At 43.5% G+C, this 4,988-nt stretch carries 5 protein-coding genes and 1 pseudogene; 5 read left to right on the top strand and 1 reads right to left on the bottom strand.

Translation table 11 applies throughout. The annotated features are described in order from the left end of the window. The first annotated feature begins 152 nt into the window (after nt 1-152). On the top strand, nt 153-722 hold the full coding sequence (locus Q0338_RS05820; protein WP_298085934.1) for a hypothetical protein: 570 nt from the start codon (nt 153-155) through the stop codon (nt 720-722). On the opposite strand, the gene nth is transcribed toward Q0338_RS05820, so the two are convergent. Then, entirely contained in the window at nt 719-1,354 is a 636-nt protein-coding gene (gene nth / locus Q0338_RS05815; RefSeq protein ID WP_298085933.1) for an endonuclease III, read from the bottom strand. The genes Q0338_RS05820 and nth overlap by 4 nt on opposite strands. A gap of 109 nt (nt 1,355-1,463) precedes the next feature. Here nth and Q0338_RS05810 point away from each other — a divergent pair, with 109 nt between their 5' ends. The 4 genes and pseudogenes from Q0338_RS05810 to Q0338_RS05795 all read left to right on the top strand — a co-directional run. Next, the gene (locus Q0338_RS05810; protein WP_298085932.1) at nt 1,464-2,276 is read left to right on the top strand and encodes a peptidyl-prolyl cis-trans isomerase; all 813 of its coding nucleotides are present in this window, start codon (nt 1,464-1,466) and stop codon (nt 2,274-2,276) included. A 10-nt stretch (nt 2,277-2,286) separates the two neighbouring features. Continuing rightward, on the top strand, nt 2,287-3,351 hold the full coding sequence (gene fbaA, locus Q0338_RS05805) for a class II fructose-bisphosphate aldolase (RefSeq protein WP_298085931.1): 1,065 nt from the start codon (nt 2,287-2,289) through the stop codon (nt 3,349-3,351). An 8-nt stretch (nt 3,352-3,359) separates the two neighbouring features. After that, the gene (locus Q0338_RS05800) at nt 3,360-4,697 is read left to right on the top strand and encodes a MotA/TolQ/ExbB proton channel family protein (protein ID WP_298085930.1); all 1,338 of its coding nucleotides are present in this window, start codon (nt 3,360-3,362) and stop codon (nt 4,695-4,697) included. Next, nucleotides 4,684-4,988: pseudogene (locus Q0338_RS05795) on the top strand (chemotaxis protein MotB); the annotation flags it as partial. The gene Q0338_RS05800 and the pseudogene Q0338_RS05795, both read left to right, overlap by 14 nt.

Genomic DNA, 4,988 nt, shown 5'->3' with positions numbered 1-4,988 from the left:
ATACTTCGCCTCGTCGTTTCTAAATCCAAATTTGAGGCCAACTTTACCAAATTTGTAAATTCGGCTTCAAATTTTACTCGCCTAGACCTGCATCTTGAAAATGTTAAAAATTTTATTTAGCCAAAGGCATTTTTAAAATTTTAAGGACAAATTTGCAAAAAGATAACTACATTTTTCGTTTGGACGCAAGATACGCCAAAAATAATTTAATCTCAATAATAATCATATTTTTGCCTTGTGCCGCTTTGGTTTTTTATGCGATTGCGACTGCTGATGACCTTGTTTTCGAGGTCAAGACTCTTTATTTTATTATTTTCGGAATCGCTGTTTTTATCTTTTTGCTTGAGGCGTTTGCGATATTTCGCATAGATAAAGTGTTTTTGACGGAAAATAGCATTGTTGTGCAGAAAAATAGTAAAAATTTAGAGTTTTTATACGCTGACATTAAATTTGTCGTAAGAAAAGAGTGGACGATTGCCGATAAAAGTAGTATTAAATTTTACGATCGTAAAACTTCGGAACCGATATTTGTCCTCGGCGGGCATTTCATTTCACGGAGTGATTTTGAGTGCTTTATCGAAGCTATTTCAAAGCATACGATTTTAAATAGCGAGCTTGTAGAGCAAGGCACATTCGGCGAGGCGTTAAATTTGATAGACGAAGACGGCTCGTCGCAGCTGCAATACCCGTATCTTTCAAAGAAAAATTTTTTCGGCGATTAAGGAAATTTCTTATCCTTGCTGCTGCACAGCTCGTTTAAAAAGCACTCTTTGCAGTTTGGCTTGATTGCTTTACAGGTGTAGCGGCCAAAAAGCACCATCGCTTGATGAAGCGTATCTAGCTGCGTTTTAAAGGCTTTGGTTAGATCAAGCTCGACGGCTTCTGGCGTCTTGCCCTGGCTAAGGCCAAGCCTATGCGCCACGCGAAAGACGTGCGTATCTACCGCCATCAAATTTGATCCAAAATGCTCGATCAGCACGACGTGCGCGGTCTTTTGGCCTACGCCGGCTAGACTCATCAGCTCTTTTTCGGTCGTTGGTATCTCGCCGTCAAATTCGCTCATCACGCTCTTTGCCATTTTGATCAAATTTTCGGCCTTGTTGTTAAAAAAGCTACAGGAGCTGATGAGCGCTTTTACGCTGGCTAGATTTGCCTGCGCCAGGCTCGCGACGTCCGGGTATGCCTCAAAAAGCGAAGGCGTGATCAAATTTACGCGCTTATCGGTGCACTGCGCGCTTAGCATCACGCAAACGAGCAGCTCGTAGAGGTTCTGAAATCTAAGCTCGCTGCCCGCGTCTTTGAAATTTTCTAAAAATAAATTTTTGATAGCGTTTATATCTTTTTTTGTTCTCATGACGCCGATTTTAGCCGTTTTTATTTAAATTTTCGATGAATTATAACTTATATTTAATGACTTTCCTGCTATAATCACCCTCGCAAAAATCTAAATTTAAGGAACAAAGATGAATAAAATTTTATTCGCATCTCTTAGTTTGGCTGCGGCTCTAAGCCTAAACGCGGCGGAGTACGCCACCGTAAACGGAACTGCCATAACCGATAAAGACGTAGCTTTCACGCTTGCTGCTATGCCTGGCGTAACACTAGAGCAACTACCTAAAGACACTCAAAAAAAAGTGATCGACGAAACTATCAACAGAAAACTACTTCTAGACGAGGCTAAAAAGAGCGGACTAGAGAAGAGCGACGAATACAAAGCTGCGCTTGAAGAGCTAAAAAACAACCTCGCGCTTGATCTTTGGATGAAGAGAATTTTCGATAATATCAAAGTTAGCGAAGGCGAAATCAGCGACTTTTATAACAAAAATAAAGCCGAATTTGCCGTGCCTGCACAAGTAAGAGCCAAACATATCCTAGTGGCTACTGAAAAAGACGCAAACGACATAATAGCTGCGCTAAAAGGTCTAAAAGGCGACGAGCTGGTTAAAAAATTCGAAGAGCTAGCAAAATCTAAATCTACCGATCAAGGCTCTGCGGCTAACGGCGGCGAACTAGGTTGGTTTGGCCAATCTCAAATGGTAAAACCTTTCGCGGACGCTGCATTTGCGCTTAAAAAAGGCGAAGTAACTCAAAAACCTGTTAAATCAAATTTCGGCTATCACGTAATCCTAAAAGAGGATAGCAAGGCTGCCGGCACCGTAGGTCTAAACGAGGTTAAACCTCAAATCGAGGGCAACATAAAGATGGAGAAATTTAGAAACGACATCAGAAAAAGAGGCGACGAGCTTCGCGCAAAAGCTAAAGTAGAATATAAATAAGGTCGATAAAATGGGTGTTTTAGACGTAGTAAAAGCCGGCGTTTTAAGCGGCGATGACGTAACTAGGCTGTATAAATACGCAAAGGAGCAGGGTTTTGCCTTGCCTGCGGTAAACGTGGTCGGAAGCGACTCGGTAAATGCCGTTTTAGAGGCGGCAAAAACGGCTAACTCACCCGTTATCATCCAGTTTAGTAACGGCGGAGCGGGTTTTTACGCCGGCAAAGCTTGCGGAAATGCCGACGTACTAGGTGCGGTAGCGGGCGCGCAGCACGTGCACCTGCTAGCTAAGGCTTACGGCGTGCCCGTGATCCTACACACCGATCATGCGGCTAGAAAGCTACTGCCGTGGATCGACGAGTTGGTTAAATTTAGCCGCGAATACAAAAAGGCTCACGGCGTGCCGCTTTTTAGCTCGCATATGCTTGATCTTAGCGAAGAGAGCTTGGAAGAAAATTTAAGCACTTGCGAGAAGTATCTAAAAGAGCTTAGCGAGCTTGGCATCAGCCTAGAGATCGAGCTTGGCGTAACCGGCGGCGAAGAGGACGGCGTGGATAATACGGGCGTTGATAACGCGCTTTTGTACACTCAGCCAGAAGACGTCGCGCGGGCATATGAGCGACTAAGTAAAATCAGCGATAGATTTAGCATAGCGGCCAGCTTTGGTAACGTTCACGGCGTGTATAAGCCTGGCAACGTCGTGCTTCGACCGGAAATTTTGAAAAACTCGCAAGCATACGTTGCGGATAAATTTCAAACCCTAACCGATAAACCCGTAAATTTCGTCTTTCACGGCGGTAGTGGTGGCGAGCTAAAGGATATCAAAGATGCCGTCAGCTACGGCGTGGTAAAAATGAACATCGACACGGATACGCAGTGGGCGTTTTGGGACGGCGTGAGAGCGTACGAGCTAAAAAACAGAGCCTATCTACAAGGTCAAATCGGCAACCCTGAAGGCGACGATAAACCGAACAAAAAATACTACGATCCGCGCAAATGGCTACGAAGCGGCGAGGAGTCGATGGTAAAGCGCTTGCTAACCGCGTTTGAAGATTTAAACTGCTTAAATAGAAATTAAGGCTCACGATGGAACCCAAAAAAGAAGCGAGAAGCGATAATTTCACCGATTTGGCGCTGCCTGAAGTAAAAAGCAGGCGGTCATTTTTCGTATATGCGAAAATCGTATTTTTGCCGACGGCGATATATCTCGTCGCGCTTCTTGGGTATTTTGGATATATAAATTTCCAGATCGGCCTACACACGGTCGTTATGATGGGCGTTATTTGGGTGATCTCTCTAATCTTTGCTAAAAATAGCGCCGAGCTTGCTTGCTGCTATTTCGAGCAAAGCGGGGTTGATTTTAAGCGAAATTTAAAAGAATACATCATCAAGCATCTTTTGGTTATCGGCAAAGATACGAAGTCAAACGCAGGTTTTGATGAATTTGTTACCTACTACACTAGAAATTTACGTAACGAAAATTTTGCTTCTGTGGGCGCTGGCATCTTTCCGATGCTGGGTATTTTAGGAACGTTTATCAGTATTGCAATTTCTATGCCGGAGTTTAATTCATCAAACACAATGGAGCTTGAGGCTGAAATTTCAACCCTTCTTAGCGGCGTGGCGACTGCGTTTTACGTCTCTATTTACGGTATTTTTCTAGCGCTTTGGTGGATATTTTTTGAAAAATACGGAACGAGCAAATTTGAAACGCTAGTGCGAAGACAGAAAAACGCTACGAGCGACTTTTTCTGGACGAAAGAGGAGCTTGATAGAAGATATTTGCAAGAGAATTTAAGGCACTTTGAGAAGATCGGAGTGATATTTGAGCACGTTAGTAACGCCGAGTTCTTTGAGGAGCTGGATAAGACTATCGAGGCTAAATTTAAAACTTTTACAAATATCTTGAAAAACGAGGAAGAGGCTGTCAAACTAAGCGGCGAGCACATCAAGCAAACGATGAATACGCTACTAAAATCCTCAAAAGATCAAAAAGATCTGATCAAGGTTCACACCGAAATTTTAAACGTTATCAATAAATTTAACGGCAATATCAAAGATATGCAGCTAAAATTTGCCGAGCAGTATAACCGCCTCTACGACGTGGGCGGCGAGCGCATGGCAAGGCTCGAAAAGAGTGTGGGCGAGCTAGAGTATAACATCAAAATTTTTAGCGAATCGCTTTCTAAATTTAGCGGCGAAATCTTAGAAAAACAAAAGCTCGCGATGGAGGGCTTTAAAGAGAGCCTAATCGAGGGCGTGCAGGCGTTTAAAAAGGCCTTTGATGCCGAAGCCGGCGAAGTTTATGACGATAATAGCGCGCTCATTGAAGGGCTAAAGCAAGACATCAGTGAGCTTGATAGAGAAGCAAACGAGGTCCTGCAAACCATCGAAAAGGCGAGTATGCTAGATGAAAACGCGTAACGAGGGCAAAAGCGGCGACCAGACCTTTTGGATATCGTATGCGGACCTGATGGCTGGGCTGATGTTTGTTTTTATGCTCATCATCGGCGCCGTCGTCGTAAAATACGTCCTTAGCCAAAGCGATCTGGCAAAACTACAAAAAGACTTAAGCGAGCGTGAAAAGCAAATCGCCTCATCACAAAGCGAGCTCGTTCGTAAAGAAAATGTCATAAAAGAAATTTTTTCAAATTTGGATCGCGCAAAGAGCGAAAACAAAGAACTTGCCGACATAAACAGACTAGTAAATGAGAT

The sequence above is a fragment of the uncultured Campylobacter sp. genome (genome assembly GCF_938018145.1).
Taxonomy (GTDB): Bacteria; Campylobacterota; Campylobacteria; order Campylobacterales; family Campylobacteraceae; genus Campylobacter_A.
Note: the sequence above shows the minus strand (reverse complement) of the source record. Positions and strands in the feature narration are given on the sequence as shown.

Excerpts from the sequence above, each read along its gene's own strand:
- nth (WP_298085933.1), bottom strand. The coding sequence starts at position 1,354 with ATGAGAACAAAAAAAGATATAAACGCTATCAAAAATTTATTTTTAGAA.
- Q0338_RS05810 (WP_298085932.1), top strand. The coding sequence starts at position 1,464 with ATGAATAAAATTTTATTCGCATCTCTTAGTTTGGCTGCGGCTCTAAGC.
- fbaA (WP_298085931.1), top strand. The coding sequence starts at position 2,287 with ATGGGTGTTTTAGACGTAGTAAAAGCCGGCGTTTTAAGCGGCGATGAC.
- Q0338_RS05800 (WP_298085930.1), top strand. The coding sequence starts at position 3,360 with ATGGAACCCAAAAAAGAAGCGAGAAGCGATAATTTCACCGATTTGGCG.